Annotated in this window: 18 protein-coding genes and 1 pseudogene; 8 read left to right on the forward strand and 11 right to left on the reverse strand. The window is 71.8% G+C overall.

From position 1 onward, the window contains the following. Together JIW86_RS25845 and JIW86_RS25850 are read left to right on the forward strand one after the other, a co-directional pair. Positions 1 to 1,683, forward strand: a complete 1,683-nt coding sequence (locus tag JIW86_RS25845; protein ID WP_257556249.1) for a thiamine pyrophosphate-binding protein — start codon at positions 1 to 3, stop codon at positions 1,681 to 1,683. Positions 1,684 to 1,814: 131 nt separating this feature from the next. Next, entirely contained in the window at positions 1,815 to 5,594 is a 3,780-nt protein-coding gene (locus JIW86_RS25850; protein ID WP_257556250.1) for an ABC transporter ATP-binding protein, read from the forward strand. 12 nt (positions 5,595 to 5,606) lie between these two features. On the opposite strand, the gene JIW86_RS25855 is transcribed toward JIW86_RS25850, so the two are convergent. Beyond that, positions 5,607 to 6,161: an EF-hand domain-containing protein gene (locus tag JIW86_RS25855; protein ID WP_257556251.1), complete on the reverse strand. Its 555-nt coding sequence runs from the start codon at positions 6,159 to 6,161 to the stop codon at positions 5,607 to 5,609. A gap of 257 nt (positions 6,162 to 6,418) precedes the next feature. Here JIW86_RS25855 and JIW86_RS25860 point away from each other — a divergent pair, with 257 nt between their 5' ends. Both JIW86_RS25860 and JIW86_RS25865 read left to right on the forward strand, forming a co-directional pair. Beyond that, positions 6,419 to 6,808: a hypothetical protein gene (locus JIW86_RS25860; protein WP_257556252.1), complete on the forward strand. Its 390-nt coding sequence runs from the start codon at positions 6,419 to 6,421 to the stop codon at positions 6,806 to 6,808. 84 nt (positions 6,809 to 6,892) lie between these two features. Further along, the gene (locus JIW86_RS25865; RefSeq protein ID WP_257556253.1) at positions 6,893 to 8,326 is read left to right on the forward strand and encodes a S28 family serine protease; all 1,434 of its coding nucleotides are present in this window, start codon (positions 6,893 to 6,895) and stop codon (positions 8,324 to 8,326) included. Between the two features lie 31 nt (positions 8,327 to 8,357). Here JIW86_RS25865 and JIW86_RS25870 read toward each other — a convergent pair whose 3' ends face one another. Next, a complete protein-coding gene (locus JIW86_RS25870) occupies positions 8,358 to 10,118 on the reverse strand; it encodes a glycoside hydrolase family 3 protein (RefSeq protein WP_416237689.1) in 1,761 nt (586 codons plus the stop codon). A 113-nt stretch (positions 10,119 to 10,231) separates the two neighbouring features. Continuing rightward, on the reverse strand, positions 10,232 to 11,128 hold the full coding sequence (locus tag JIW86_RS25875; protein WP_215141267.1) for a LysR family transcriptional regulator: 897 nt from the start codon (positions 11,126 to 11,128) through the stop codon (positions 10,232 to 10,234). 100 nt (positions 11,129 to 11,228) lie between these two features. On the opposite strand from JIW86_RS25875, the gene JIW86_RS25880 reads away from it, so the two are divergent. Further along, positions 11,229 to 12,209, forward strand: a complete 981-nt coding sequence (locus tag JIW86_RS25880) for an EamA family transporter (RefSeq protein WP_257556256.1) — start codon at positions 11,229 to 11,231, stop codon at positions 12,207 to 12,209. Here JIW86_RS25880 and JIW86_RS25885 read toward each other — a convergent pair. After that, positions 12,115 to 12,618, reverse strand: a pseudogene (locus JIW86_RS25885) (GNAT family N-acetyltransferase); the annotation flags it as partial. The gene JIW86_RS25880 and the pseudogene JIW86_RS25885 sit on opposite strands and share 95 nt — an antisense overlap. Before the next feature lie 51 nt (positions 12,619 to 12,669). Next, positions 12,670 to 13,218, reverse strand: a complete 549-nt coding sequence (locus tag JIW86_RS25890) for a DUF937 domain-containing protein (RefSeq protein WP_257556257.1) — start codon at positions 13,216 to 13,218, stop codon at positions 12,670 to 12,672. Between the two features lie 278 nt (positions 13,219 to 13,496). Between JIW86_RS25890 and JIW86_RS25895 the strand changes: the two genes are divergently transcribed. Both JIW86_RS25895 and JIW86_RS25900 read left to right on the forward strand, forming a co-directional pair. Next, positions 13,497 to 15,758, forward strand: a complete 2,262-nt coding sequence (locus JIW86_RS25895; protein WP_257556258.1) for an ATP-dependent RecD-like DNA helicase — start codon at positions 13,497 to 13,499, stop codon at positions 15,756 to 15,758. Between the two features lie 182 nt (positions 15,759 to 15,940). Beyond that, positions 15,941 to 17,230: a citrate synthase gene (locus JIW86_RS25900; protein WP_215141277.1), complete on the forward strand. Its 1,290-nt coding sequence runs from the start codon at positions 15,941 to 15,943 to the stop codon at positions 17,228 to 17,230. Between the two features lie 353 nt (positions 17,231 to 17,583). On the opposite strand, the gene JIW86_RS25905 is transcribed toward JIW86_RS25900, so the two are convergent. The 3 genes from JIW86_RS25905 to JIW86_RS25915 all read right to left on the reverse strand — a co-directional run bounded on the left by JIW86_RS25905 (position 17,584) and on the right by JIW86_RS25915 (position 21,054). Further along, entirely contained in the window at positions 17,584 to 19,878 is a 2,295-nt protein-coding gene (locus tag JIW86_RS25905) for a heavy metal translocating P-type ATPase (protein WP_257556259.1), read from the reverse strand. A gap of 96 nt (positions 19,879 to 19,974) precedes the next feature. Then, on the reverse strand, positions 19,975 to 20,208 hold the full coding sequence (locus JIW86_RS25910) for a heavy-metal-associated domain-containing protein (RefSeq protein WP_257559443.1): 234 nt from the start codon (positions 20,206 to 20,208) through the stop codon (positions 19,975 to 19,977). Positions 20,209 to 20,394: 186 nt separating this feature from the next. Then, positions 20,395 to 21,054 carry a TetR/AcrR family transcriptional regulator gene (locus JIW86_RS25915; RefSeq protein WP_257556260.1) on the reverse strand — a complete coding sequence of 220 codons (660 nt, stop codon included), beginning with the start codon at positions 21,052 to 21,054 and terminating at the stop codon, positions 20,395 to 20,397. A gap of 132 nt (positions 21,055 to 21,186) precedes the next feature. On the opposite strand from JIW86_RS25915, the gene JIW86_RS25920 reads away from it, so the two are divergent. Next, the gene (locus JIW86_RS25920) at positions 21,187 to 23,442 is read left to right on the forward strand and encodes an MMPL family transporter (RefSeq protein ID WP_257556261.1); all 2,256 of its coding nucleotides are present in this window, start codon (positions 21,187 to 21,189) and stop codon (positions 23,440 to 23,442) included. Between the two features lie 72 nt (positions 23,443 to 23,514). Here the strand turns inward: JIW86_RS25920 and JIW86_RS25925 are convergent, their stop codons facing one another. The 3 genes from JIW86_RS25925 to JIW86_RS25935 all read right to left on the reverse strand — a co-directional run bounded on the left by JIW86_RS25925 (position 23,515) and on the right by JIW86_RS25935 (position 25,899). Then, a complete protein-coding gene (locus JIW86_RS25925) occupies positions 23,515 to 23,715 on the reverse strand; it encodes a helix-turn-helix transcriptional regulator (protein ID WP_257556262.1) in 201 nt (66 codons plus the stop codon). A gap of 238 nt (positions 23,716 to 23,953) precedes the next feature. Further along, a complete protein-coding gene (locus tag JIW86_RS25930) occupies positions 23,954 to 24,964 on the reverse strand; it encodes a Gfo/Idh/MocA family protein (protein ID WP_257556264.1) in 1,011 nt (336 codons plus the stop codon). Positions 24,965 to 24,984: 20 nt separating this feature from the next. Next, positions 24,985 to 25,899, reverse strand: a complete 915-nt coding sequence (locus JIW86_RS25935; protein WP_257556265.1) for a sugar phosphate isomerase/epimerase family protein — start codon at positions 25,897 to 25,899, stop codon at positions 24,985 to 24,987. Positions 25,900 to 25,917: the final 18 nt, after the last annotated feature.

Raw genomic sequence — 25,917 nt, forward strand, 5'->3', positions numbered from 1 at the left:
GTGACGCACGACCACGACCTGGTACTCCGTCCCACCGAAGCCCAGACGGCGGCCGCACTCGCGCCACCGCCGGGGCGGACGGGCGGGGACCTGGTCGTGGAGACGCTGCGCGGCCTCGGCGCGACCACCGTCTTCGGTCTGCCGGGGCAGCACGCGCTGGGCCTCTTCGACGCGGTCGGCCGCTCCGACCTGCGCCTGGTCACCCTGCGCGTGGAGAACAACGCGGGCTTCGCGGCCGACGCGTACGGCCGGATCACCGGAGAGGCCGTCCCCCTCCTCCTGTCCACCGGCCCGGGGGCCCTGACGTCCCTGCCCGCCCTCGCCGAGGCCGCCGCCGCGTCCGCCCCGGTGCTCGCCCTCTCCTCCCAGGTCCCCTCGGCGGGCCTGGGCGGCGGGCGCCGCGGCCACCTGCACGAGCTGCGCGACCAGTCCGCCTCCTTCCGTGACGTGGTGAAGTCCGTCCACACCGCCCGCACCCCCTCCCAGATCCCCTCCGTCATCGCCGAGGCCTGGGAGTCGGCCCTCACGGTCCCGCCCGGCCCGGTCTGGGTGGAGATCCCGGAGGACGTGCTCCGCGCCGAGACACTCATCCCGCAGGTCACGGGCATGGACGCGACCCCGCACGAACTGGCTCCGCGCCCCGAGCTCACGGCGCTGGCCGCGCACTGGCTGCAGAACGCCTCCCGCCCGGTGATCATCGCGGGCGGCGGCGTCATCCGCTCCGACGCGGCGGGCAAGCTCAAGCAGCTGGCGGAACGCCTGAACACCCCCGTGGTCACCACCTTCGGCGGCAAGGGCGCCTTCCCGTGGACCCACCCGCTCTCCCTCCAGTCCTGGCTGGAGGACCGCCACATGACCGACTTCCTGGAGGACGCGGACGTCCTGCTGGTGGTCGGCTCAGGCCTGGGCGAACTGTCGTCGAACTACCACACGTTCTTCCCCACCGGCCGGGTCGTGCAGATCGAGGCGGACCTCGGGAAGCTGGAGTCCAACCACCCGGCCCTGGGCATCCACGCGGACGCCCGCCTCGCCCTCCAGGCCCTGCTGGAGACGGTGACCGAGCGCCCGGACCCGTACGCTCCGGACCGCGTGAAGATGGTCCTCTCGGATATCGCGGACCGCCTGTCCACCCAGGACGTGGCCCTGGAGCAGGAGCTCCTGACCTCGATCCGGGCCGCTCTCCCGCCGCGCTCCCCGTCCTTCTGGGACATGACGATCCTGTCCTACTGGGCGTGGTCGGCCTTCGACGCCAAGCACCCCAACACCATGCACTCGGCCCAGGGCGCGGGCGGCCTCGGCTACGCCTTCCCGGCGGCCCTCGGCGCGGCCGTCGCGGAGCCGGGCACCCCCGTCCTCGCGGTCTCCGGCGACGGCGGCGCGATGTACTCCATCGCGGAGCTGGCCACGGCACGCCAGCACGACCTGGACGTCACCTGGCTGATCGTGGACGACGGCGGCTACGGCATCCTGCGCGAGTACATGACGGAGTCCTTCGGCCGCGCAACGGGAACGGACCTGACCCGCCCCGACTTCGCAGCCCTGGCCCAGTCCTTCGGCATCCCGGCGACCACCACCACCCCGGAAACCCTGACGGCGGACCTCAAGAAGGCCCTCACCACCCCCGGCCCCTCGGTCGTGGTCCTCCCGGCCACCCTCAAGATGTTCGCGCCGACCCACCTCTGAGCGGGAACGCCCCGACGGGTGAAGCCCGCTCGCACGGCCCGGACCCCAGTGCGATTGTTGCGGCGGGATGAAATCCGCCGGTCGGGGCGTTGGCGCTTCCGGCAGGACAGGACGAAACGGGGAGGCACCACGTGAAGGCGGCTGGGGAGAAACAGGGCTGGGGCAGGCGGCTGGCCGCCTACACGTGGCGCTACAAGGTCAACGTGCTGCTCGCGCTCGGGTCCTCGCTGGCCGGCATGGCCGTCATGGCGCTCGTGCCGCTGGTCACCAAGGTGATCCTCGACGACGTCATCGGGGACCGGTCCAAGCCCATGGGGCCCTGGGCGGGCATGCTCATAGCCGCCGCCGTCCTCGTCTACGGGCTCACCTACATACGCAGGTACTACGGCGGGCGGCTTGCCCTCGACGTCCAGCACGACCTGCGCACCGACATGTACGGCACCATCGCCCGCCTCGACGGGCGGCGGCAGGACGAGCTGTCCACCGGACAGGTCGTCGGGCGGGCCACCAGCGACCTCCAACTGATCCAGGGCCTGCTCTTCATGCTCCCGATGACCATCGGGAACTTCCTCCTGTTCGGGATATCCCTCGGGATCATGCTGGCGCTCTCGCCGCTGCTGACCCTCGTCGCGCTGCTGATGGCCCCCGCCCTCTGGTTCATCGCCAAGCGCAGCCGCAAGAAGCTCTTCCCCGCCACCTGGTACGCCCAGGGCCAGGCCGCCGCCGTCGCGACCGTCGTCGACGGCGCCGTGACCGGCGTCCGCGTCGTCAAGGGCTTCGGCCAGGAGGAGCAGGAGACCTCCAAGCTGCGCACCGCCGGACGGCGGCTGTTCGCCGGCCGGATGCGGACCATCCGGCTGAACTCGCGCTACACCCCCGCCCTCCAGGCCGTACCCGCCCTCGGCCAGGTCGCCATGCTGGCGCTCGGCGGCTGGATGGCCACCCGCGGCCAGGTCACCCTCGGTACCTTCGTCGCCTTCTCCACCTACCTCGCCCAGCTCGTCGGCCCCGTCCGCATGCTCGCCATGGTGCTCACCGTCGGCCAGCAGGCCCGCGCCGGCGTCGAGCGGGTCTTCGAGCTGATCGACACCGAGCCCGTCATCCAGGAGGGCACGCACGAGCTGCCCGCCGACGCGCCCGCCACCATCGACTTCGACGACGTCCGCTTCGGGTACGACCCCGAGCGGCCCGTCCTCGACGGGTTCTCGCTGGCCGTCGCCGAGGGAGAGACCGTCGCCGTCGTCGGGGCCTCCGGCAGCGGGAAGTCCACCGTCTCGCTGCTCCTGCCGCGCTTCTACGACGCCGACGGCGGATCCGTACGGGTCGGCGGGCACGACGTGCGCGAGCTGACCTACGGGTCCCTGCGCGGCGCCATCGGACTGGTGCCGGAGGATTCGTTCCTCTTCTCCGACACCATCCGCGCGAACATCGCGTACGGGCACCCCGAGGCCACCGAAGAGCAGATCGAGGCCGCCTCCCGCGCCGCCCAGGCGGACGGGTTCATCCGGGAGCTGCCCGCCGGGTACGACACCAAGGTCGGCGAGCAGGGGCTCACCCTCTCGGGCGGCCAGCGCCAGCGCGTCGCGCTCGCCCGGGCCATCCTCACCGACCCCCGGCTGCTCCTCCTCGACGACGCCACCTCCGCCGTGGACGCCCGCGTCGAGCACGAGATCCACGAGGCGCTGCGCTCCGTGATGGCCGGCCGGACCACCCTGCTGATCGCCCACCGCCGCTCCACGCTCGCGCTGGCCGACCGGATCGCCGTACTCGACCGCGGGCAGCTCTCCGACATCGGCACCCACGAGGAGCTGGAGCGCCGCTCCGCCCTCTACCGCAGGCTGCTGACCGACCCCGACGAGCTCGGCGCCGGCTCGCCGCGGACCCGCTCCGCCCTGCCGATGGCCGAGTTCGAGCGGGACATCGAGCGGGACATCGAGATCGAAGCCGAGATCGACTCCGAGCCCGTCAACGCCAAGCGCCGGGTCTCGGGCGGGATCACCCCCGAGCTCTGGAGGCGGCAGGAGGAGTCCGAGAACGCCGCCGCCTCCGCAGCCGTCCCGGGCATGCCGGCCACCCCCGAGCTGCTCGAGCAGGTCGCCGCCCTGCCGCCCGCCGACGACCGGCCCGACGTGGACGAGACCCGCGCCGCGGCCGCCGAGGAGAGCTACGGCCTGCGCCGCCTGCTCCGCGGGTTCTGGGCGCCGCTCGCCATCAGCCTCGCCCTCGTCGCCCTCGACGCGGGCTCCGGGCTGCTCCTGCCGATCCTGATCCGGAACGGCATCGACCAGGGCGTGGAGAAGGCCGCCCTGGGCGCGGTCTGGGCCGCCGCCGCCCTCGCCTTCGCGGTCGTCATCGGGCAGTGGGCCGCGCAGTTCGCCGAGACCCGGATGACGGGCCGCACCGGCGAACGCGTGCTGTACTCGCTCCGCGTCAAGATATTCGCCCAGCTCCAGCGCCTCGGCCTCGACTACTACGAGCGCGAACTGACCGGCAAGATCATGACCCGGATGACCACCGACGTGGACGCCCTGTCCAGCTTCCTGCAGACCGGTCTCGTCACCGCCGTCGTCTCCGTCTTCACCTTCTTCGGCATCCTGGTCGCCCTGCTCGCCCTCGACGTCGAGCTCGCCCTGATCGTCTTCGCCACGCTGCCCGTGCTGGTGCTCGGCACGATCGTGTTCCGCCGCAAGTCGGTCGTCGCGTACGAGCTCGCCCGCGACCGGGTCAGCCTGGTCAACGCCGACCTCCAGGAGTCCGTCGCCGGGCTCCGCATCGTCCAGGCCTTCCGCCGCGAGGGCTCCGGCGCCCGCCGCTTCGCGGAGCGCAGCGACTCGTACCGCGAGGCCCGGGTCCGCGGCCAGTGGCTGATATCCGTCTACTTCCCCTTCGTGCAGCTGCTGTCCTCGGGCGCCGCGGCCGCCGTGCTGATCGTCGGCGCCGGCCGGGTCGAGGCCGGCACGCTCACCACCGGTGCGCTGGTCGCGTACCTGCTCTACATCGACCTGTTCTTCGCCCCCGTCCAGCAGCTGTCCCAGGTCTTCGACGGCTACCAGCAGGCCACCGTCTCCCTCGGCCGCATCCAGGGGCTGCTGCGCGAGCCCACCACCACCCCGCACGCCGAAGAGCCCCGCGCGCTGCCCGAACTGCGCGGCGAGATCGCCTTCGAGGACGTCCGCTTCGGCTACGGCACCGCCGAAGAGCGGGGGGAGAAGGCCGACGCACTGGCCGGAATCAGCCTGCGCATACCCGCCGGGCAGACCGTCGCCTTCGTCGGCGAGACCGGAGCGGGCAAGTCCACGCTGGTCAAGATGGTGGCCCGGTTCTACGACCCGACCTCCGGCCGGATCACCGCCGACGGGGCCGACCTGCGGGAGCTCGACCTGACGGCGTACCGCCACCGGCTCGGCGTCGTCCCCCAGGAGCCCTACCTCTTCCCCGGTACCGTCCGCGACGCCATCGCCTACGGGCGGCCCGACGCGGAGGACGCCGAGGTGGAGGCCGCCGCCCGCGCGGTCGGCGCCCACGACATGATCGCCACGCTCGACGGCGGCTACCTGCACACCGTCGCCGAGCGCGGACGCAACCTCTCCGCCGGGCAGCGCCAGCTGATCGCACTGGCCCGGGCCGAACTCGTCGACCCGGACGTGCTGCTGCTCGACGAGGCCACCGCCGCCCTGGACCTGGCCACCGAGGCCCAGGTCAACCAGGCCACCGACCGGCTCGCCGGCAAGCGCACCACCCTGGTGGTGGCGCACCGGCTGACCACGGCCGCCCGCGCCGACCGGGTCGTGGTCATGGACCGCGGCCGGGTCGTCGAGGACGGCACCCACGCCGAACTCCTGGCGCGCGGCGGCCGGTACGCCGAGCTGTGGCGCACCTTCGTCGGGGAGGACGAGCGCGCCGCCGCCTGACCGCCGAGCGGGTCAGAGTTCGCCGAAGAACAGGTTGCCCGGGGCGTCCTCGTCGGTGCCGGTGTAGTAGTCGCGTACGGCGTCGAGGAGTTCGTCCACGGTCAGGGTGCCGTCCCCGTTGGCGTCGATCCGCCGGAACAGCGCCTCGGCGTCGGCGGGGCTCAGTTCCGTGTCGAAGGCCTCCTGGGCCTTGTGGAACTCCTCCGGGCTGATCCGCCCGTCGCCGTCGGTGTCGACCACCGTGAGGATCGCCTGCATCATCGGCCGGAACGAGCGGTCGTACGCGGGACCGCCCTGCCCGTACAGGCGGGTCATGCCCACCTTGTACTCCTCGGGCGTGACCTTGCCGTCCCGGTCGATGTCGAGCTCGGTGAACAGGTCCTGCCAGAAGTTGACGATCCCCTTCATCACCGCGTCCGCCTTGGGCGAGTCGGAGGGCTCGGCCAAGGCCGTCAGCAGGCGGGACCCGAGCGCGATGATGTCGGTCGCGTCGATCACACCGCTCCCGTCCGCGTCGAGGCGGTTGAAGGAGCGCTCCAGCTTGCGGTCGAGCAGGTCGTTCGTCACGTGAGTGCCTTTCACGGCTACGGATGGCGGGGCATGTGTCACCCAGCGTAATCGCCCGCCCGATCGTGAACTCCCGTTCTCCCGCCGGGGGGTTGTGGATGCACCCTTACGAGCGATGGGCGTCCCGTCGCAACCTTCGGGGGGATCCAGGCGTCGTACGTGCGTACGCACGTTGTACGTACGACCGATCGGGGGACAGGGTGTTGCAGGGGTCGAGGGGGTGGCGGGGGAGCGGCCGGTGGGCCGCGCCCCTCGGGGTGTTCGCGGCCGCGCTGTGGCTCTGCGTCGGCGGGCTGTTCGCGGCTTCGCCCGCGCAGGCGGCGCAGGTTGCCCAGGTGGAGTCGGCCGAACAGGCCGCCACCGGCGGCTGCACGGGCCGGCTGGCCACGACGCTGCCGTTCGCGGCGGGTGAGGTGCGCGTGTACAAGAGCCGCACCCAGGTGTGTGCGCTCACCGTGGCCCGGGTCCCCGGCGAGCGGCGGAAGATGGCGGTGAGCGTCCAGGGCCGTGGCGGGGCGCCGATCCGCGATATGGGGCGATTCACCCGTTACGCCGGTCCCGTCACCGTGGGGGCGATCGGCCGCTGCGTGTATGTAAAGGGGAGCGTAGGGGCCGAATCGGCCGAATCCGGCTGGATCCTGTGCTGACGGACCGGCCCAACTAGGTCTGTTCAGCAGTGTGTTCGCCCCGCTAGGTTCACCGCGACCGAAGTGAACTCAAGGGGAGGGTGAATGCGCAAGACGCTCGGATGGCTGCTGTCGCTCGTGGTGCTCATCGGCACCATGGGCGCGGCCGGCTTCACGGCACAAGCGGCCACCGCCGCGGGGCCCGCGGCCGCCACGGACATCAAGGACCAGATCCTCGGAATTCCCGGCATGAGCCTGATAGAGGAGAAGCCGTACCCCGGCTACCGCTTCTTCGTACTGAACTACGAGCAGCCGGTCGACCACCGGAAGCCGTGGAAGGGCACCTTCAAGCAGCGTCTGACCCTGCTGCACAAGGACGTCTCGCGGCCGACGGTGTTCTTCACGTCCGGCTACAACGTCAACACCAGCCCGCGCCGCAGTGAGCCGACGACCATCGTCGACGGCAACCAGGTGTCCATGGAGTATCGATTCTTCACGCCCTCCCGGCCCGACCCGGCCAACTGGGCGAACCTGGACATCTGGCAGGCCGCCAGCGACCAGCACCGAATCTTCGGCGCCCTGAAGAAGATCTACACCAAGAACTGGCTGGCCACGGGCGGCAGCAAGGGCGGTATGACGGCGACGTACTACGAGCGCTTCTACCCGCGCGACATGGACGGTGTCGTCGCCTACGTCGCGCCCAACGACGTCGTCAACAACGAGGACTCGGCCTACGACCGGTTCTTCAGCAAGGTCGGCACCAAGGAGTGCCGCGACAAGCTGAACGCGGTGCAGCGCGAGGCGCTCGTACGCCGCGAGCCGCTGGAGGCCAAGTACGCGGCCGCCGCCGCCGAGAACGGCTGGACCTTCACCACCGTCGGGAACCTCGACAAGGCCTACGAGGCCGTCGTACTCGACTACGTGTGGGCCTTCTGGCAGTACAGCCTGCTCGCCGACTGCGCCTCCATCCCGGCCGCCGCCACCGCGAGCGACCAGGAGATCTGGGACACGGTCGACGCGATCTCGGGCTTCTCCGCCTACGCCGACCAGGGCGTGGAGACGTACACGCCGTACTACTACCAGGCGGGCACGCAGCTCGGTTCGCCCGACATCAAGCAGCCCCACCTGGGCAACCTGAGCCGCTACGGCTACCAGCCGCCGCGCAACTTCGTGCCCCGCGACATCCCCATGACCTTCCAGCCGGGAGTCATGAAGGACGTCGACAACTGGGTGCGCAACAACGCGGACCAGATGCTGTTCGTGTACGGGCAGAACGACCCGTGGGGCGCCGAGCCGTTCCACCTCGGCTACGGGGTGCGCGACAGCTACGTGATGATCGCGCCGGGCGCCAACCACGGGGCCAACGTCGCCAAGCTGCTCGACGGTGAGAAGGCCCTCGCGACCGCGAAGATCCTCCAGTGGGCCGGGGTGTCCCCGGCCGCCGCGATCGCCGACGAGGCGAAGGCGGCGCCGCTGGCCGCGCCGGACGCGCAGCTCGACCAGCGCGACCTGGAGCGCGAGCCGCAGCTGCGGCCGTAGCCCCGTTCCCCGTCGGGCCGCGGGCCGACGTCTAGTACGTCAGCCCGTGGCCCAGCGGGTAGCGGCCCGGCACCGGGACCGGAAGGCGGCCGGCCGGCCGTACCGCACCGGTGAGCACCCGGGCGGCCGCCCGCATCTCCACATCCGTCCAGGAATACGTGGCCACCTCCGCCGCACAGGCCGGCAGCCGGGCCGCGTCGTACGGATTGCGGATCGCCACCGCGATGACCGGCACTCCGGTGGCCAGCAGGCTCGCCACCAGGGTGCGCTGCGGGTCCTCCCCCTCGGGCACGTTGTACGTGCACACCAGCACCGCCGCGTGACCGGGCGCGGCGGCCGCCGCGCGGGCGGGCGGCACGGCCGTGGCCCGGCAGCCCAGGGAGGTCAGCTCCCGCGCCAGGACGGCCGTCGGGGGCCCCGTGGTGCCGCTGGGGGAGAGCGGGTCGGCTCCGGTGACCAGCAGCCGGGGGGCGGCCGACGCGTCCAGCGGCAGCAGCCCGGCGGGATTGGCCAGCACCGTCGTCGTGCCGGCCGCGATCGCGTCGGCGGCCGCGAGGTGCTCCGGGATGCCGACGGTCGTGTCCACCTCCCCGGCCGAGGTGCCCGCCTCGTCGAACAGGCCCCGGCGCGCCTTCAGTTCCAGGATCCGCAGCACCGACTCGTCGATCCGCTCCTCCGCCAGCTCGCCGCTCTCCACGGCCGCCAGCACGCTGCGGTACGCGAGCCCCAGGTCCGGCGGGTTCAGCAGCTGGTCGCAGCCCGCCAGCAGGGCCAGGACCGGCACCCGGTCGTCCCCGTACTTCTGGCGGACCCCGGCCATGTCGAGCGCGTCGGTGACCACCACCCCGCGGAAGCCCAGGCGTTCGCGCAGGATGCCGGTCACGATCGGCCGGGACAGGGTCGCCGGATCCCCGGAGGGATCGAGCGCGGGAAAGACGATGTGCGCCGTCATGATCGCGTCCACGCCCGCCTGCACCGCGGCCCTGAACGGCGGCTCGTCCAGCTCCTCCCAGACGGCGCGGCTGTGCCGCATCACCGGCAGCCCGACGTGGCTGTCCGTCTCGGTGTCACCGTGCCCCGGGAAATGCTTCGCGGTGGCCGCGACACCGGCCTCCTGATAGCCGCTGACCTGGGCGGCGACCAGCTCCGCCACGGCGCCGGGGTCGGCGCCGAAGGACCGTACGCCGATCACCGGATTGGCCGGGTTCACGTTGACGTCCGCCACCGGCGCGTAGTCCTGCCGGATGCCCATGGCCGCCAGCTCCGCCCCCGCGATGCGCGCCGCGAGGCGGGCGTCGTCGGCGGAGCCGGTCGCGCCGTGCTGAGCGCCGAGCGCCATCGCCCCCGGGAGCAGGGTCGCGGGCTTGCCGACGCGGGCGACGGCGCCGTGCTCCTGGTCGGTGGAGAGGAGCAGCGGGATCCGGGGTCCGGAGGCGAGGGCGGCCTGCTGGAGGCCGGCCGAGAGCGCGGCGATCTGGTGCGGGGTACGGGTGTTGTGGGCCCAGGCGAAGTAGATGATCCCGCCGAGGTGGTAGCGGGAGACCAGCTCGGCCGCGGTGCGCACGCCGAACAGCTCCAGGTTCTTCTCGGCGTCCGCGGGGTCGGGTTCGGTCGCCGCATGCCCGTACGCGCGGGAGACGAACAGCTGCCCGATCTTCTCGTCGAGGCTCATCCGGTCCAGCAGGCGGCGCGCCGACCGGCCGGGGGCGCGGCCGGGGTTGCGCGCGTCGTCAGGGGCGCGATCGGCGCCCACGGTGGAGGAGGCGGCCCCGGTGCCCGCGACGGCGACCATGGCGGCCGCGGCGAGCAGGGTCCGGCGGGAGGCGTGGTTCGGCACGCGCCGGACCCTACTGCGGGGCTACGCCCGATGAGTGACGGACACTCGGAGTTCCCCCGGATGACCCGTTACGCGGTCCAGTGCTCCTGGAGGGTCCGCACGGCCTCGGTGATCGCGGGGCGGCGGGCGGCACCCGTCCGCCACAGCGCGTACAGCCGGCGTACGGGGCCCGGCTCCAGGGGCACGGCCACCGCGCCCGGCGGCAGCGCGCCGGTGCCCAGCCGGGGGACCACGGCCACTCCGAGCCCGGCCGCGACCAGGGCGACGATGGTGTGGTTCTCCTCCGCCACGTGCGCGATGTCGGGCTCGAAGCCGGCGGTGCGCATGGTCCGCACCAGCCAGTCGTGGCAGACCCGCCCCGGCGGCTGGCACACCCAGCGCTCGCCGCCGAGGTCCGCCCGCCGGATGACGTCCCGCGTGGTGAACGGATGCCCGGCCGGCACCACCAGATCGCAGAGGTCGTCCCCGATCACCGCCTGTTCGACCCCCTCGGGGGCCGGCAGCGGGGCGATGTCCCAGTCGTGGGCCACCGCCAGATCGGTGACGCCCCGGGCCACCAGGTCCACCGAGAGGTGCGGGTCCACCTCCGTGAGGCGTACGTCGAGCGCCGGATGGCGGCGGGCCAGATCGGCCAGCACCCCCGGCAGCAGCCCGCGCGCCGCCGAGGCGAACGCGGCCACCGTCAGCAGCCCGCTGGGCTGCCCGCGCCGCTCCTCCAGGGTGGTCTCGGCGCGCTCCACGATCGCCAGCAACTCCTGGGCGGTGTCGGCCAGATGCCGGGCCTCCTCGGTGAGCGCGACCCCGCGCCCGCGCCGCTCGAGCAGGGTGGTGCGGGTCTCCCGCTCCAGCTTGGAGATCTGCTGCGAGACCGCGGAGGGGGTGTAGCCGAGGGCGGCGGCCGCCCCCGCGACCGAGCCGTGGACGGAGACGGCGTGCAGGGCGCGCAACCGGGCGAGATCGAGCATGCCTCCATCGTGGCACCCGGGCCGATCGTAAGCAACGCTTCATCCATCCCGGAAGAGATCCGCGCTGGTGCTACACGGTCACGGCGCCGATGCTCGGATCATGCGTCCCGTACACACCGCACTCGCCGTGCTCGTCGCCGCCGTCTGGGGCTTCAACTTCGTCGTCATCGAGATCGGACTCGACCACTTCCCGCCGCTGCTGCTGTCCGCCCTGCGCTTCCTCGTCGCCGCCCTGCCCGCCGTGTTCTTCGTCGGGCTGCCCAAGGTCGGCTGGAAGTGGATCCTCGGAGTCGGCCTGGCCCTCGGCATCGCCAAGTTCGGCCTGCTCTTCACCGGCATGGCCGCCGGGATGCCGGCCGGGCTGTCCTCCCTCGTGCTCCAGATCCAGGCCGTCTTCACCGCCGTCCTCGCCTCGGTCGTCCTGCGCGAACGGCCCGGCCGGGTACGGGTGCTGGGGATGGGCGTGGCGCTCGCCGGGATCGCGGTGGCCGCCGTGGACGGCGGAACGTCCGGGCCGGTGCTCGGCTTCACCCTGGTCGTCGCGGCCGCCGCCTGCTGGGGCGTCTCCAACGTGCTGACCCGCAAGGCCTCCCCGCCGGACGCGCTGAACTTCATGGTGTGGGTGTGCACGGTGCCGGTGCTGCCGCTGTTCGCGCTCTCGCTGCTGCTGGAGGGCCCCGAGCGGGACCTGGCCGCGCTGCGGGCCCTGGACTGGTCCGGGGCGGCCGTCATCGGCTACGTGGCCTGGGTGTCCACCGTCTTCGGTTTCGGGGCCTGGGGCTACCTGCTGCGCCGCTACCCGGCCTCCTCGGTGGCGCCGTTCTCCCTGCTGGTCCCGGTCTTCGGGATGTCCTCGGCGGCCCTGGTCCTCGGGGAGTCCGTCTCGGGACTGCGCTGGCTGGCGGCCGTGCTGCTGGTCGGCGGCGTGGGCCTCACCTCGCTGGCACCCGCGCGCGCCTCGAACCGTACGGGGGTCGGTTCGGGCGTCAGCGCGGGGAGCCCTCCTGCAGTGGCAGTCGCCAGTCCTGCCCCGTCAGGCTCGCTCCGTACGAGCGGTGCGGCCGCTCCGCGATCAGGGTGAACCCGGCGCGCAGGTACAGCTCGCGGGCGTCGGTCAGTACGTCGTTGGTCCACAGCACCAGCTCGCGGTAGCCGACCGAGCGGGCGAAGCCGACGACCGTGTCGACCAGCAGGCTGCCGATGCCGCGGCCGCGGCCCTCCGGGTCGACCAGGAGCAGCCGCAGCCGGGCGGTGCCGGGCGCGCCGTCCTCCCGTACGCACATCACCGAGCCGACGGGCCGGCCGTCCAGCTCGGCGATCCACACGCGTTCCAGGTAGGGGTCGTGGTCCTGGGCGAAGTCCGCGACGATCCGGGCGACCAGGCCCTCGAAGTCGGAGTTCCAGCCGTACTCGGAGGCGTACAGCGCGCCGTGGCGCTGCACGATCCACCCCAGGTCTCCCGGTTCCGGGTCCCGCAGCCGCACGCTTTCAGCCATGCGCCAACTCTAGGCGCCCCGGGTGAGCGCGAGCCCTCGAACGGGCTACTTCTTGCCGCCGCCGAGGATGCTGCCGAGCAGGTCCCCGAGGCCGCCGCCCTCTGCCGGTGCGGCGCCGGGTGTTGCGCCCGGTGCGGCGCCGGGTGCGCCGCCCGCCGTCGGGGCGCCCGCGCCCTTGCCGGCGGCCGCGCGCTTGGCGAACACGGCCAGCAGCACCGGGATCAGCAGCTCGATGACCCGGCTGATGGCGGGGGCGGGGATGCCGGTCTTCTTCGAGACGGCGTTGGCCACGGGCTTGCTCACCTTGGCGAGCACCCCGGCCATCATCCCGCCGCCGAGCATGCCGCCGAGGCCGCCGCCGAGCGTGGCGACGCCCTGCAACGGCGGCTCGGCCACCTCCGCGACGGCCTGGCGGACCTCGTCGTCGTCATCGGCGTCGGCCTTCTCCTGGAGGGTGCCGGTCATCGCGCTCACCGTCTGCTCGACGGTGTCGCGGGCGCCGTCGGTGTCGGTGTCGAGCAGTCCGGCGATCTCGGTCAGCTTTTCGTCGCCGAGCTCGTCGAGCACGTCTTTCTGAAATGAGGATTCGCTCATGCCTGAAACGCTACTTCTGTGCCGATTTACAGGCACCTCGGGTGGGGCGTTGGGTAACGGAAACATAAAACTCCGCATCCGGGTGCAACCCTCCGCCGTGATTGGGGGTCGTACGGTGCGTCGGGACTTCCGGGAGGGGATCTGGGGGGATCGGGAAGTCCGACGAGGGAGGGGTAACCGTGAGGGGGTCCGGCCGCGAGGCCGGACCCCCTTCTGGTATCCCCGGGCGTTGTCCACAGGCCTGACGCGCTGTCGGCGCCGGACGGTAGCTTCGGGTCATGGCAACGAACGGGGCGCAGGCGGCGCAGGTCGTGCAACTGGCGGTGGTCGAGGGGGTGCTCGAGCGCATCACCTACGCCAACGAGGACACCGGGTACACGGTCGCCCGCGTCGACACCGGCCGCGGCAGCGGCGACCTCCTCACCGTCGTCGGCTCCCTGCTGGGCGCCCAGCCCGGCGAATCCCTGCGCATGGAGGGTCGCTGGGGCTCCCACCCGCAGTACGGCAGGCAGTTCACGGTGGAGAACTACAAGACCGTGCTGCCCGCGACCATCCAGGGCATCCGCCGCTACCTCGGCTCCGGTCTGATCAAGGGCATCGGCCCGAAGATCGCCGACCGGATCGTGGAGCACTTCGGCACCGACACCCTCGACGTGATCGAGGACGAACCCAAGCGGCTGATCGAGGTCCCCGGACTCGGCCCCAAGCGGACCAAGCTGATCGGCGCCGCCTGGGAGGAGCAGAAGGCCATCAAGGAGGTCATGGTCTTCCTCCAGGGAGTCGGTGTCTCCACCTCCATCGCGGTGCGCATCTACAAGAAGTACGCCGACGCCTCCATCTCGGTGGTGAAGAACCAGCCCTACCGGCTGGCCGCCGACGTGTGGGGCATCGGCTTCCTCACCGCCGACCGCATCGCCCAGGCCGTCGGCATCCCGCACGACAGCCCGGAGCGGGTCAAGGCAGGGCTCCAGTACGCCCTGTCGCAGTCCACCGACCAGGGGCACTGCTTCCTCCCCGAGGAGCGGCTCATCGCCGACGGGGTCAAGCTGCTCCAGGTGGACACCGGGCTGGTCATCGACTGCCTGGCCGAGCTCGCCGCCGACCCGGAGGGCGTCGTACGGGAGCCCGTGCCCGATCCGCAGGGCGGCCCGGACCCGCTGACCGCCGTGTACCTGGTGCCCTTCCACCGCGCCGAGCTGTCGCTGGTCGGGCAGGTACGCCGGCTGCTGCAGGCCGAGGAGGACCGGATGCCGGGATTCCGGGACGTGGACTGGGACAAGGCGCTGGGCTGGCTCGCCGGGCGGACCGGGGCCACCCTCGCCCCCGAGCAGCGCGACGCCGTCCGGCTCGCACTGACCCGCAAGGTCGCCGTCATGACCGGCGGGCCCGGCTGCGGGAAGTCCTTCACCGTGCGCTCCATCGTCGAGCTGGCCCGGGCCAAGAAGGCCAAGGTGGTGCTCGCCGCCCCCACCGGCCGGGCGGCGAAGCGGCTGGCCGAGCTCACCGGGGCCGAGGCCTCCACGGTGCACCGGCTGCTGGAACTCAAACCCGGCGGGGACGCCGCGTACGACCGGGAACGGCCGCTGGACGCGGACCTGGTCGTGGTCGACGAGGCCTCGATGCTGGACCTGCTGCTGGCCAACAAGCTGGTCAAGGCGGTGGCACCGGGTGCACACCTGCTGCTGGTCGGGGACGTGGACCAGCTGCCCTCGGTCGGCGCCGGGGAGGTGCTGCGCGACCTGCTGGCCGAGGGCGGGCCGGTGCCCGCGGTCCGGCTGACCCGGATCTTCCGGCAGGCCCAGCAATCGGGCGTGGTCACCAACGCCCACCGGATCAACACCGGTGTGCCGCCGATCACCGACGGGCTGCCGGACTTCTTCCTCTTCCCCGAGGAGGACACCGAGGAGGCCGGGCGGCTCGCCGTGGACGTGGCGGCCCGGCGGATTCCGGCCAGGTTCGGTCTCGACCCGCGCCGGGACATCCAGGTGCTCGCGCCCATGCACCGCGGCCCGGCCGGCGCCGGAAACCTCAACGGCCTGCTCCAGCAGGCCATTACGCCCGCCCGGCCGGACCTGCCCGAGAAGCGGTTCGGCGGCCGGGTCTTCCGGGTGGGCGACAAGGTCACCCAGATCCGGAACAACTACGAGAAGGGCGCCAACGGCGTCTTCAACGGCACGGTCGGCGTGGTCACCGGCCTCGACCTGGACGAACAGCGCCTGACGGTACGGACGGAGGAGGACGAGGAGATCGGCTACGAGTTCTCGGAGCTCGACGAGCTGGCCCACGCCTACGCCGTCACCATCCACCGCTCCCAGGGGAGTGAATATCCCGCCGTGGTGATCCCGGTCACCACCGGCGCTTGGATGATGCTCCAGCGAAATCTTCTCTACACGGCGGTGACGAGGGCGAAGAAACTGGTCGTCCTCGTCGGGTCCCGCAAGGCCCTCGGCCAGGCGGTGCGTACCGTTTCCGCAGGCAGGAGGTACACGGCGGTGGCGCCCAGGCTGTCCGGCCGGATACCGGTGGGAAACATCACCTAGATGATCGATCATTTGGGGTTCCACCACCGGTGCGGAGGGGGCAGGATGAGCAGCTTGGCGGCACTCAGTGCCGTCAAAAGCACCAAAGGCCGACCCCGAGTGCACTCTCCTGCGCCAAATGGGGGAAGGTAGAGGCAGTCAGGGCACCTCGAAGAAGAGGCACTACGTCGGTGAGGGATGACGTGAGCGACAACTCTGTAGTACTCCGGTACGCGGACGGTGAATACACCTACCCGGTGGTCGAGAGCACCGTCGGTGACCAGGGCTTCGACATCTCGAAGCTGAGGGCCCAGACCGGGCTCGTCACTCTGGACAGCGGCTACGGCAACACCGCGGCCTACAAGTCCGCGATTACCTACCTCGACGGTGAGCAGGGCATCCTGCGTTACCGCGGTTACCCGATCGAGCAGCTGGCCGAGCGTTCGACCTTCATCGAGGTCGCGTACCTGCTGATCAACGGTGAGCTGCCGACCGTCGACCAGCTCGCGTCGTTCCGCAACGAGATCACCCAGCACACGCTGCTGCACGAGGACGTGAAGCGCTTCTACGACGGCTTCCCGCGCGACGCGCACCCGATGGCGATGCTGTCCTCCGTGGTCAGCGCGCTGTCGACGTTCTACCAGGACAGCCACAACCCGTTCGACGAGACGCAGCGCAACCTCTCGACGATCCGGCTGCTGGCCAAGCTCCCGACGATCGCGGCCTACGCGTACAAGAAGTCGGTCGGCCACCCGGTGGTCTACCCGCGCAACGACCTCGGCTACGTCGAGAACTTCCTGCGCATGACCTTCTCCGTGCCGGCCCAGGAGTACGACCTGGACCCGGTCGTGGTCTCGGCGCTCGACAAGCTGCTGATCCTGCACGCGGACCACGAGCAGAACTGCTCGACCTCCACCGTGCGTCTGGTCGGCTCCTCGCAGGCGAACATGTTCGCCTCGATCTCCGCCGGCATCTCGGCCCTGTGGGGTCCGCTGCACGGTGGCGCCAACCAGTCGGTTCTGGAGATGCTCGAGGGCATCAAGAACGACGGCGGCGACGTCGACGCCTTCATCCGCAAGGTGAAGAACAAGGAAGACGGCGTCCGCCTCATGGGCTTCGGGCACCGCGTCTACAAGAGCTTCGACCCCCGGGCGAAGATCATCAAGGCGGCGGCGCACGATGTCCTCTCGGCGCTCGGCAAGAGCGACGAGCTGCTCGACATCGCGCTCAAGCTGGAAGAGCACGCGCTGGCCGACGAATACTTCGTGTCGCGCAACCTCTACCCGAACGTGGACTTCTACACCGGTCTGATCTACCGGGCGATGGGCTTCCCGACCGAGATGTTCACCGTGCTCTTCGCGATCGGCCGGCTCCCCGGCTGGATCGCCCAGTGGCACGAGATGATCAAGGAGCCGGGATCCCGCATCGGCCGCCCGCGCCAGATCTACACGGGCGAGGTCCTGCGCGACTTCGTGCCCGTCGAGTCCCGCTGACCCGAGGCTCGCGCACAGACATACGAAAAGCGCCCCGCCGTCGATCCCCCCACGGGTCGACGGTCGGGGCGCTTTCCTTTCCCCGGTACGGATTCCCCCCACGGGACCCGAGCCGGGGCGTCGGTGTCTGCCGGGACCCGTTCGGGTCGGGAGGGCCGCTCAAAGCCTCCCGCGGGCACGTGTCCCGGCCGGCCGGTGCCCGTGGACGTCCCCCAAGACCTCCGTGGAACGTCCCCCAAGACGTTCCTGGCACCGCCCCATTAGACCCGTGCCGACCCCGGATGGTTACGTTGGCATCACTGTGATCTGCGTCTCCTGTGAAGGAGATGTGTGAGGGATGCGAAGGCGATCCACTACCGGAAGGACCTCAACCGGAGGCTGTTGGTCACCACGAAGACCGATGAGAAGGCCATGGCCGCCCCCGCGATCATCGGGTTGAGCAGGCCGGCGGCCGCCAGCGGCAGGGCCGCCACGTTGTAGCCGAAGGCCCAGAACAGGTTGCCCTTGATGGTGGCCAGGGTCCGGCGGGACAGCCGGATCGCGTCCGCCGCCACCCGCAGGTCTCCCCGTACGAGGGTCAGGTCGCCCGCCTCGATGGCGGCGTCCGTGCCGGTGCCCATGGCCAGGCCCAGGTCGGCCTGGGCGAGCGCGGCCGCGTCGTTGACCCCGTCGCCGACCATCGCGACCGTACGGCCCTCGGCCTGGAGGCGGCGTACGACGTCCACCTTGTCCTGCGGGAGCACCTCGGCGATCACCTCGTCGATGCCGACCTCGCGGGCCACCGTCTCGGCGACGGCCTTGTTGTCGCCGGTCAGCAGGACCGGTGTGAGTCCCAGGGCCCGCAGCCGGGCGACCGCCTCGGCGCTGCTCTCCTTGACCGCGTCGGCCACGGTCAGCACCCCGCGCGCGGCGCCGTCCCAGGCCACGAGGACGGCGGTGCTGCCCGCGGCCTCGGCGGCCGACTTGGCCCGCGCGAGGGAGGCCGGCAAGGCGATCGACCAGTCGGCCAGCAGCTGTTCGCGGCCCACCAGGACGGCGTGTCCGTCGACCACGCCCTGGACGCCGAGCCCGGCGAGGCTCTCGAAGCCCTCCGGAACCGGCAGCTCGCCCACCCGTCCGGCGGCCCCCGTGGCGATGGCCCGGGCGATCGGGTGCTCGGAGGCGTGCTCCAGGGAGCCCGCGAGGCGCAGGAGTTCCTTCTCGTCGACCCCTTCGGCGGGATGCACCCCGGCCAGGGTCATCCGGCCGGTGGTGACGGTCCCGGTCTTGTCCAGGACGACGGTGTCCACGCGACGGGTGGACTCCAGCACCTCGGGACCCTTGATCAGGATGCCGAGCTGCGCGCCCCGGCCGGTGCCGACCATCAGCGCGGTCGGGGTGGCCAGGCCCAGGGCGCACGGGCAGGCGATGATCAGGACGGCCACCGCGGCGGTGAAGGCGGCGGTGGGGTTGTCGGTGATCAGCAGCCAGGTGACCCAGGTGCCGAGCGCGAGCAGCAGGACCACGGGCACGAAGACCGCGGAGATCCGGTCGGCGAGGCGCTGGACCTCGGCCTTGCCGTTCTGCGCGTCCTCGACCATCCGGGCCATCCGGGCGAGCTGGGTGTCGGAGCCGATCCGGGTGGCCTCGACGACCAGCCGGCCGGACGCGTTGACGGTGGCGCCGGTGACGGAGTCGCCGACGGAGACCTCGACCGGGACGGACTCGCCGGTGAGCATGGAGGCGTCCACGGCGGAGCTGCCCTCGACGACCGTGCCGTCGGTGGCGATCTTCTCGCCGGGGCGGACGACGAACCGGTCGCCGACCGCGAGCGCGCTCACCGGGATGCGGATCTCCCGGCCCTCGCGCAGCAGGGCGACGTCCTTGGCACCCAGTTCCAGCAGGGCCTTGAGGGCCGCGCCCGCCTTGCGCTTCGAGCGGGCCTCCAGGTAGCGGCCGAGCAGGATGAAGCTGACGACGCCTGCCGCGACCTCCAGGTAGATGGCGGAGGAGCCGTCCGTACGGGAGATCGTGCCCCCCTGAACTGTGAAGAGGGCGAACCCGTGCCGCATGCCGGGCATGCCCGCGTGGCCGAAGAACAGGGCCCACAGGGACCAGGCGAAGGCGGCGAGGGTGCCCACCGAGACCAGGGTGTCCATGGTGGCGGCGCCGTGCCGGGCGTTCGTCCAGGCGGCCCGGTGGAAGGGGAGGGCGCCCCAGACGACGACGGGCGCGGCGAGGGTCAGCGAGAGCCACTGCCAGTTGTCGAACTGGAGGGCCGGGACCATGGCGAGCAGGACGACGGGGAGGGCGAGGCCGGCGGACACGAGCAGCCGCTGGCGCAGCGCGGCGAGCGCGGGGTCCCGTACGTCCGCCGCGGTTTCCTGGGCCTGCTCCGCTCGCGGAGCGTCGAGATCCGGTTCCGGCTCCGGCGGCGGGGGTTCCTCGGCGGTGTACCCGGTCTTCACGACGGTCGCGATGAGATCGGCGACCTGTACGTCACCCGCGTACGAGACCTTCGCCTTCTCGGTGGCGTAGTTCACCGTGGCGGTGACCCCGTCCATCCGGTTCAGCTTCTTCTCGATGCGGGCCGCGCAGGAGGCGCAGGTCATCCCGCCGATCGAGAGTTCGACCGCCGTTATGGGTCCGTCGTGCACTGTGCTGGTCATCTTCCGGCTCCAGGGGGAGGGCCGGGGCGTATGGAACCAGTATGAGCTGGCCGGCGCGCCCCGGCGGGTACTGCCGAAGGGGAGGCTCGGATCGGCTCAGATCCGGCCGGCGAACTCGTAGCCCGCCTCGTCCACGGCGGCGCGTACGTCCTCGTCGGCCAGCGGGGCGGCCGAGGTCACGGTGACCTCGCCGGTCGCGGCGACGGCCTTGACCGAGCGGACGCCCGGCAGGGCGGAGAGCTCGGTGGTCACCGCGCCCTCGCAGTGCCCGCAGGTCATGCCGGTCACGCGGTAGACGGTGGTGGTCTGGGTGTCCGTCTCGGCGGTCATGTCGTTCTCCTCTTCGAGGGCGTGTGCGGTCGCCGGAAGACGGCGAGTCACTCCACCGTCCTCCCGACACTTCGAGACTATACCCCTAGGGGGTATCAATGCGAGTGTCTGCGCCCGCTCTTTGGACATGCCTGCCCGTACGGGGGAGGGGAGGCCGGTGTGCGGAGGGTCGGGCCGGGGGGCGGGTCAGGGGGAGTGGGGCGTGGTGACCATCGGCTCCAGGTAGCGCAGCAGGACGGTCTTCAGCTCCGCGATGTACGCGGCGCGTTCCGTGCCCTCGTGGGCCAGGATCAGGTCCAGCGAGGCCTTGAAGATGCCCAGGATCATGTTCGAGGTGTGGGCGAGCTCGGCGGGCGTGGCCTCCGGGCAGAAGGTGTGCAGGACGCCCTCGACCCGGGTGGTGAGTCCGGAGTGCAGCTCCTCGTGTTCCTGGGTCATGGCGCCGGGGATGCCGGAGCCGTGCATGAGCGCCCAGAAGGCCGGGTTCTCGCAGTTGAAGGCGATGACCGGGTCCAGTACGGCATCCAGCAGCTCGGGCAGGGGCCGCTGGAGGTTCTCGGGCAGGAAGGCCTGTCCGTGCATCTCGTGGGCGCGCTGGAGCAGCTGGCCGCCGAGCTCGACCGCGATGGCCTCCTTGTTCGGGAAGAACTGGTAGAGCGTGCCCGGCGACACCCCGGCCTCGCGGGCGATGGCGTTGGTGCTGGCCGCTGCGTAGCCGGTACGGCAGAACACCCCGGCGGCGGCGGCCAGGAGCTGGGAGACCCGTCGCTCACCACGTGCCTGGCGGCGGCGCGGCGCGGCGGTTTCACCGCTTTGGGTTGTTTTGCCCGTGGGAGTCCCCGGCATGTCCAATCCCTTGCTTCCCGTGGGTGATTGACAAACGCGAGTGATCGCTCGCATTCTGAGGAAACGCGAGCGACTGCTCGTGTTTGCCAAGTCTATTCGGCCTGGCAATCACGGTGAAGGGGACACCGAGTCATGTCCGAAGTCAAGAATCCGCCGTCGTCCGGGGAGAGCGGCAGGTGGACCCGGTTCGTCACGGCCCGGCCGCGGCTCTCGCTGCTGCTCGCCCTGGTGGTCACGGCACTGGCCGTGTTCGCGGGCGGCGGCGCCGCCGAACGGATGGGCAGCGGCGGCTGGGAGGACCCGGGCGCCCAGTCCACCTACGCCGCCAAGGCGCTGGAGCGCGAGTTCCCGGCCTCCCAGCCCAATCTGCTGCTGCTCGTCGACTCCGGCCCGGGGGCCGCCGGAGTGGACGATCCCGCCGTCGCCGCCGAGGCGGAGCGGCTCACGGCGCAGCTCGCCGCCGAGCAGGGGGTCATCGGCGTCGGCTCGTACTGGCGCACGCAGCTGCCCGCCCTGCGCTCCGAGGACGGCCGGCAGGCCCTCATCGCAGCCCGGGTCCTGGGCGACGAGAAGACCGCCACCGGGGTGCTGGACCGGATCGCCCCGCGCTTCCGGGGTGAGCACGGTCCGGTGCGGGTCTCCTTCGGCGGGCCGGTCGCGGTCCAGCGCGAGGTGACCGCCACCATCCAGGAGGACCTGCTGCGCGCCGAGGTGATCGCCCTGCCGGTCACCCTCGTCCTGCTCATCCTCGTCTTCGGCAGCGCCGTCGCCGCCCTGCTGCCCCTCGGCGTCGGCATCGTGGCCATCCTCGGCACCAATGCGGTGCTGCGCGGCCTCACCGAGTTCACCGACGTCTCCGTCTTCGCCCAGAACCTGACCACCGCGCTCGGACTCGGGCTCGCCATCGACTACGCCCTGTTCATCGTCCGCAGGTTCCGCGAGGAACTCGCCGCCGGACGGGACCCGGTGGCCGCCGTCGGAGCCACCCTGCGCACCGCCGGGCGCACCGTGCTGTTCTTGGCGCTGACCGTCGCGGTCTCGCTCTCGGCGATGCTGCTCTTCCCGATGTACTTCCTGCGCTCCTTCGCCTATGCCGGGGTGGCGGTGGTCCTGCTCGCCGCGGCGGCCGCGCTGATCCTGCTGCCCGCGGCCCTGGTGCTGCTCGGCGAGCGGGTCAACTCCCTGGACCTGCGGCGGCTGTGGCTGCGCGGGCGCCCGGCCGGCGCCCCGGCGGAACCGGGACGGGGCTGGGCACGAGTGGCTCTTCTGGTGATGCGCCGGGCCCCGGTGTTCGCGGTGGCCACGACGGCGGGACTGCTGCTCCTCGGACTGCCCTTCCTCGGCGTGAAGTTCGGCACCGTGGACGACCGGCAGCTGCCGAAGACCGCGGAGTCGCATGTGGTCCAGCAGCAGATCCGGGACTCCTTCCCGGGCAGCGCCGGCGGAACGGTCACCGTCCTCACCGAGGATGCGGCCGGACCCGCCGAGCTCGCCGCCTACCGGGAACACCTGGCTCTCCTGCCCGGAGTGGTCCGGGTCGACGGGCCGGTGAGCGCCGCGAACGGGGAGCGGTACGCCTACTTCTCGGTGGCCACCGAAGGCGAGGCGGTGGGGCAGCAGGCCCAGGACCTGGTCGGCGAGGTGCGGAAGGTGGACGCGGACTTCCGGACCTCCGTGACCGGAGAGGCGGCGGTCCTCGTCGACGCCCAGAAGGCGATAGCCGAGAAGCTGCCCGTGGCGCTGGCCCTGGTGGTGCTCGCCACGCTGCTGCTGGTGTTCCTGCTCACCGGCAGCCTGCTCATACCGCTCCAGGCGATCCTGCTCAACGCCCTGAGCCTGACCGCGATGTTCGGGGCGGTGGTGTGGGTCTTCCAGGAGGGCAACCTCTCCGGACTGCTCTCCTTCACCTCCACCGGCGACATCGAGACCACCCTGCCGGTGCTGATGTTCTGCATCGCCTTCGGACTCTCCATGGACTACGGGGTGTTCCTCATATCCCGGATCAAGGAGGAGTACGACCGGACCGGGGACCACGAGGGGGCCGTGCGCACCGGCCTGGCCCGCACCGGCGGGCTGATCACCGCGGCGGCCGTGATCCTGGCCGTGGTGATGGTGGCCATCGGCACCTCGCGGGTGACCAACACCAAGATGCTGGGGCTCGGGATCGCGTTGGCGGTGCTGATGGACGCCATGGTCGTACGCAGCCTCCTGGTCCCGGCGGTCATGAAGCTGACCGGGAAGGCCACCTGGTGGGCCCCGGGCCCGCTGCGCAGGCTCCACGAGAGGTTCGGACTGAGCGAAGGGGAGTCCCTGCCGCCGGTGGCGGAGCCGGAGCCGGAGCCGGAGCCGGACTCGGATTCGGAGAAGGTGCCTGCCGGGGCGGCCTAGCCAGGGGCTGAGGGGAAAGACCGCGGTGCGGTACGGGGCCCCGCGTGGCCCCGTACCGCAACCGCGGGCGGGTCAGTCCTCGCGGCGGCCCCGGTTGCCCGGGCGTCGGGCCACCCAGGTGCGGATCGTGTCGGCGTACCAATAGGGCTTTGCGCCCTCCACATGGTCGGGTGGGGGGAGCAGGCCGTGCTTCCGGTAGGAGCGCACGGTGTCGGGCTGGACCCGGATGTGAGCAGCGATCTCCTTGTACGACCACAGCTGTCGGTCGCTCATGACGCACCTCCTTGTCCACGCCGCGGGGGCCGGCCGGGAGGCCGTCGGGGGAGCCGGCGCGTGGACACTGCCGATCACTCGGGTTGTGCCCGGGGAACGACGCGAGGTGAGGGCAGGGGAGGGGCTGTCGAACGCCTGTGACGGAAAACCCGCGTAATGCGGATATGTGTGACACAAAGGCGACCCCTGTGACAGATGCGGCACAGGGGTGCACAAGTGGCTCAGCGGCAGCAGGGTTTCAGCGGTAGAGGGCCGGCCGCTCAACCAGCTCCACCGGGGTCCGTACGCCGCTGCGCGCGGCCGCGAGGCCCGCCTCCGAGACGGCGGCGGCCGCGTAGCCGTCCCACGCGTCCGCACCGGCCACCCCGCCCCGCGCGGCCGCGGCCACCCAGCGCCGCAGCTGCCGGTCGTAGGCGTCGGCGAAGCGCACCGTGAAGTCCTGGTCGATCTCGCCGCCCCACCGGCCCGCCGACTGCACCACCATCGCGTGACCGTCACCGATCCGGGCACTGCCGGACTCGCCGACCGCCTCGCACTGCACCTGGTAGCCGAAGCCGCAGTTGACGAAGATCTCCACGTCCACGACGGCCCCGCCCGAGGTCTCCAGCAGCACCAGCCGGGGATCGCGCAGCCCCTCGGGAGCCGCCGAGGAAGGGGTGGGGGAGAGCACGGACACCGCCGTGATCTCCTGCCCCAGCAGCCAGCGGGCCGCGTCCACCTCGTGCACCACGGAGTCGCTGATCAGCATGTCGCTGGTGAAGAAGGACGGCGAGGAGGCGTTGCGGTGCCGGCAGTGCAGGAAGAGCGGCCGCCCGATCCCGCCCGCGTCCAGCAGCTCCTTCAGCCGCTCGTACTCGGCGTCGTACCGGCGCATGAACCCCACCTGGACCAGCCGCCGCCCCAGGCGCTGCTCGGCCTCCAGGATGCGCAGCGCCCCCGCCGGGTCCGGGGTCAGCGGCTTCTCGCACAGCACGGGCAGCCCCCGTTCCAGGGCGAGCCCGATCGCCTCCTCGTGCGCGGGCCCCGGGGAGGCGATCAGTACGGCCTCCACCCCGGGCGCTGCTATCGCGGCCGCCGGGTCGGTGTGCGCACCGGCTCCGTCCAGGGCGCCGGCGACCTCCTTGACCCGGTCCCCGTCCGGGTCGGCCACCGCCACCACCCGGGCCCCGCCGACCGTCCGCCCGATCCGGCGGACGTGGTCGGCGCCCATCTTCCCCGTACCGATGACGGCGATGCCGAGCGTGCTCATGTCGTGTTCCTCCCGGGAAGTCAGCGGGCGCCGCAGGAGCGCAGGTAGGCGCGGGTGCGGCGGGCGATCGGCAGCGGCCGGTCGGGCTCGCAGGGGTACATGTCCTGTTCCACGATGGCGAACAGGTCCACTCCGAGCCGCTGGGCCGCCGCCAGCACCGGCTCCAGGGCCGGCACCCCCGACGGCGGTTCGCACATCACCCCGCGCCCCACGGCCGGACCGAAGGGCAGCTGCTCCGCGACCACTTCGGCGAGGATCCGCGGGTCCACCTGCTTGAGATGGAGGTAGCCGATCCGCTCGGAGAAGGTCTCGATGGCCTGGACGCTGTCGCCCCCGCAGTACGCGTAGTGACCGGTGTCCAGGCAGAGGGAGACGAGGCCAGGGTCGGTGGCGTCCAGGAACCGGGCCACGTTCGAAGGTGTGTCGATGTGCGTGTCGGCATGGGGGTGGACCACGATCCGCAGGCCGTACCGGTCCTGGACCTCCCGGCCCAGCCGCTCGGTCTGGGAGGCCAGTTCACGCCATTGCCCGGGGGTGAGGGTGCGGTCCTCCAGCACCTCGCCCGTCTTGTCGTCCCGCCAGAAGGAGGGGATGACCACGAGATGGGCCGCGCCCATGGCCTGGGTGAGGGCCGCGATCCGCGACACGTGCTCCCAGGTGTCCTCCCACACGGCGGGCCCGTGATGGAGTCCGGTGAAGACGGTGCCGGCCGAGACCCGCAGCCCGCGCTTGGCCGTTTCCTCGGCGAGTCGCGCGGGATCGGTGGGCAGGTAGCCGTAGGGGCCGAGCTCGATCCATTCGTACCCCGCGTCGGCGACCTCGTCGAGGAAACGCTCCCAGGGAGTCTGCGCGGGGTCGTCGGGAAACCAGACACCCCAGGAGTCCGGAGCCGAACCGACGCGGATACGGGTCAACGCGGGCGGGGAGGACGTCATAGCGGCCACCTTAGGGTG

Source organism: Streptomyces sp. NBC_00162 (genome assembly GCF_024611995.1).
Classification (GTDB): Bacteria; Actinomycetota; Actinomycetes; order Streptomycetales; family Streptomycetaceae; genus Streptomyces.